Origin of the sequence: Oceanibium sediminis, assembly GCF_003265325.1 — a bacterium.
Lineage (GTDB): Bacteria > Pseudomonadota > Alphaproteobacteria > Rhodobacterales > Rhodobacteraceae > Halovulum > Halovulum sediminis.
The window spans coordinates 1-3,796 of the sequence record NZ_QGNX01000034.1; the positions used below are offsets into that span (position 1 = coordinate 1).

3 protein-coding genes and 1 pseudogene are annotated in these 3,796 nt (G+C 60.6%); 2 read left to right on the plus strand and 2 right to left on the minus strand.

Annotation, left to right across the window (positions count from 1 at the left end; translation table 11 throughout):
• Nucleotides 1–384 (minus strand): ParB/Srx family N-terminal domain-containing protein (locus DJ029_RS21345; RefSeq protein ID WP_198671242.1); only part of this gene is annotated, 384 nt, incomplete at its 3' end.
• Nucleotides 385–723: 339 nt separating this feature from the next.
• Here DJ029_RS21345 and DJ029_RS21350 point away from each other — a divergent pair.
• Nucleotides 724–1,503, plus strand: coding sequence for a hypothetical protein (locus tag DJ029_RS21350; protein ID WP_112324476.1), 780 nt, complete (start codon nucleotides 724–726; stop codon nucleotides 1,501–1,503).
• Nucleotides 1,496–3,370, plus strand: coding sequence for a hypothetical protein (locus DJ029_RS21355; RefSeq protein ID WP_112324477.1), 1,875 nt, complete (start codon nucleotides 1,496–1,498; stop codon nucleotides 3,368–3,370). Before DJ029_RS21350 ends, DJ029_RS21355 begins: the two co-directional genes overlap by 8 nt.
• 316 nt (nucleotides 3,371–3,686) lie before the next feature.
• Here DJ029_RS21355 and DJ029_RS22325 read toward each other — a convergent pair.
• Nucleotides 3,687–3,796 (minus strand): annotated as a pseudogene (locus DJ029_RS22325) (IS6 family transposase); the annotation flags it as partial.

Consider the following 3,796-nt stretch of genomic DNA (forward strand, 5'->3'; position numbering starts at 1 on the left):
CAGCTCGATCCCGAGCTCCGACAGATCCGCAACCTCCAGCGCCAGCAGGTCGCGATCCCAGCCGGCCTGCTCGGCCAGCTTGTTATCCGCCAGGATATAGGCCCGCTTCTGTGCCGCGCTCAGATGCGCCAGCTCGATCACCGGAACCTCAGCCAGCCCCAGCTTCTGCGCCGCCAGCACCCGGCCATGCCCCGCGATGATCCCGCTGTTCCCGTCGACCAGCACCGGGTTGTTGAAGCCGAACGCCCGGATCGACCCCGCGATCAGATCGACCTGGCGCGGACTGTGCGTACGCGCGTTGTTCGCATAGGGCACCAGCGCCGCGACCGCCTGCTGCTCGACCGCCAACGCCCCCGCCAGCTGCTCCGCTGTCTTACCTGCCATGCCCTGCTCCGAATAAACCGCGTGTGTGTCTGCCTCTTGCCTCGAGCATATCACGGCATGTAAGTCATTGTAAAAATGACAGTTTTCGACACTTCTCGCCACATATCGCCAAGTGTAAAAAAAACCGCTCCGAGCAGTACTGCAACCTGGCCCCCGCATCCCGTTCGCTAGCGCCCGGGACAGATGGGACAGGTCAAAACGTTAAGTCCGTACCGCGCGCGCGTGAGCGACAAACGGATTCAACTGTCCCATCTGTCCCATCCGGACCGATTGGCGACGAGTTCGGCCGATTTGACAGCTGACCTGCTTTCGTCTTGTGTCGACACGAGGGAGGAACCGATGGGCCACAACACTCTGAGCCGCATACCCGGCACGAAGAAATGGCGCGCTGTGGTCTCGATGCTCGGCACCGATGCCTCCACACCCGACGTTGTTTCCGCAAGCGCGGCAGCGGCGGAACTCAATCTCCTGCGCGCAGCCGAGGACCCAGCCTACGTGGAGGCCATACGCCTTCTTCTTGCAATCCCGCACGCAGCCCGGTCTGACGACTTTGCGGATGCGCTTCGCAGGCTGGATCTGGAGATTGGCCAGGACCCTGGTCTGGTGGATCTCATGCTTGCAGTGACAGCCCGGCTTGATCACGTACGCCGGACACATGGGGTGCCCTCGGATTTTGGCGAACTCTCCGGTCGGGCGCTTTCGTCCACTCTGTCCGACATGGTCAATGCTTCGCTGCCGGGCCTCTTCGAGGCAACTGCTGCAGACGTGCAGGTCGCAGTCCGAACTCTTGGCTGGTCGAAGGGCGTATCGGAACTTGTTCGCGGTTTCTATGGGCGCCTCCTCCGCGAAACACTTTCCTATTGGCTTGATCGCACACTCGCAGATCATGTCGGTCCTGGGGCACGATTTGCGACTGCTCGCGACAAGGTGGAGTTTGACCGCGATCTGGAAGTCTACGCGGCCGAAGCCACACGAATCGTAAAGGAGTTTTCGAGCGGCTGGTATGGCAAGACACTTCACCGGGACGGTGAGATCTCGACGCACAGCGCAAAGGTTTTCGGGGGCGTCGCCCTGAAGAAAGTTGTCGAGGAACTGAAGGCCAAGCGCGCCGATGCATAGAGCCTCGATCGTTGAACAGGAAGGCGGCCCACCGCTCACTATCCGCATCAACGGCGATATCCCGACTTTTCGGCTGTTGACAGACACGATCTGCGCGCGGGCGTTACATGAAATCGAGCCACGGCTCCTCGACCTGCTGGAGATCGCCACAACCGTCTTCGCCGCCGACAGCAGTATCAAGCGCGGTGGGGATACCAGGCGCGATATGGGCCAGGACTGGCGCCGGAGACTTAACTTCAAGATCCCGGTGCGCCATCCCGCATTCTGGTCAGGCGACGCCGTGCACCAAGCCCTCAGGGACGCTGTCACGTTTTTGACGGACGACAGGGTGAGCTTCGAATTCTGTCAGAAAGACATAGTCCGGGAAGCGATCGACACGCCCTACCTCGACTTTGATCCGGAGGGTGCGAGCTTCGAGGCCGATGACGTCATCCTCTTCTCGGGCGGGCTGGATTCATTTGCCGGTGCGCTGGACCTCCTCGGGTCTTCTCCAACCGCCAAGGTCATCCTGGTGACACACCGGTCTGCCCAGAAAGCGATCCCCCGGCAGGTTGATCTGGGCACCTATCTCTCGAAGCGTTTCCCGGGCCGCGTCCAGCACATCCATGTCCTGGCCCGCCGAGCGGGACGCGAGGCATCCGACCAAACCCAGAGGTCGCGATCGTTTCTGTTCGCAGCTTTGGGCCAGGTCATCGCCCAGACCTTCGGTGCACGGCGGGTGAACTTCTTCGAGAATGGAATCGTCAGCCACAATCTGCCGCTCAGCCCCCAGATCGTCGGAACGATGGCGACCCGCACGACGCATCCCAAAAGTCTCATGCTCCTTGATCGCCTGATGCGGATGATCGGCGCGACACCCGCCCCCACTGAGAACCGATATGCGTGGCTAACCAAAACCGAAGTCGTGGAGCGGATCAGGCAGCATGACGCCGAGGGGCAGATCGCGAATGCAGTGAGTTGCACCAGCATACGGGAACAGACCACGATGCACACCCATTGCGGCGCCTGTTCGCAATGCCTCGATCGGAGGTTTGCGGTGCTGGCGGCAGGCCTCGGCGACCATGATTTTGAAACGGATTATGCGACCGACGTCCTGTTCGGTGCGCGCGAAACCACCGCGTCACGCACAATGGCGCTCGAATGGACGCGGTCCTCCCTCGCATTCGAGGCGATGGACGAGGCCCGACTTCTCTCCGACCATGCTCAGGAGATAACACGCATCATTGCGGGTTGGCCGGAAGTTTCCAATGCGGATGCGTTGCACAGGATCCTGCGCTTGCACAAACGGCATGCGGCGGCGGTCAAGTCGGTGCTCGAACGTGTGGTGAAGGAGCGCGCCGCGGATGTGGTGGGACACGCGTTTGAGAGTTCCTCGCTTGTGGCGCTTCATCTTGGCCAGAGTGCGGATCCATCAGTGTTGCAGAAGATCATGCCTGCTCCACTGCCCTTCCAACCGGACCTTGCGGGCGAAGATAAGGATTACGTACCGGACAAGGAAGCGCCGTTGATGGTCTCGTTTGAGCACGAGGACGACAAGCCAGTCGTCTCGGTCGCGGGGCTCTGCCGTATCGTCGGTCCGAATGCGCAACCACCACATGGCTTGAAGCTCATGCACGACGAGGATCGGGAGCGCGGTGTGCCAAAGGAAGACTATCGATATACATCACCGACCGGCATCCCCGGGTTCGAATCCTCGGACGGCGACACAATTCGAAAAAACATCAACCGCTGTCGCAAGCTCATAAGTGATGCCTGGGAGGCGATACACGACGAGAAACCGCCTCATCCGCTGTTGATCCAGAACAAGCGTTCCAAGGGCTATCGTCTCGACCCCGAAATCCGAATCACTGTGCCCCCACGGCGTTAGCCCCAAACAGCCCGGAAGCTGACCGGAGCGGTCTCTGTCCCGCCGCGCCGCCAATTTGTCCCGGACCTCGAGCGCAGCTGCCGACATCCAGCCTGTCAACCACAAACGGTCGTCCCGTTGGCGGCATCCTGTCCCGTCGCTGCGGGTCCGTCAGATTCATGGCTCATCTAAAATAGGCTCGAAATCAGACGCATAACGGGATCTGGCGCGACATGAGCAGCATTGATGATTTGGGTAACGAAGTCCGCGGCAACTCCCGGGATGGTGCTGTCAGACCAATTCGAACTCGTCTCTGCAAGGACAGCGAGGCTGTCTCTTATGCCGCACAAAGACCGCGCCACTCGGCGAGAGCGGCGGTTCGGTTAAGCTTGAAATTAGCTCGGGAGTAGAGGCTGCGTTCCTGGTTGAAATGGTTGCAGACGGAGG

Coding starts and splice junctions, on each gene's coding strand:
- DJ029_RS21350 (WP_112324476.1), top strand. CDS start 724: ATGGGCCACAACACTCTGAGCCGCATACCCGGCACGAAGAAATGGCGC.
- DJ029_RS21355 (WP_112324477.1), top strand. CDS start 1,496: ATGCATAGAGCCTCGATCGTTGAACAGGAAGGCGGCCCACCGCTCACT.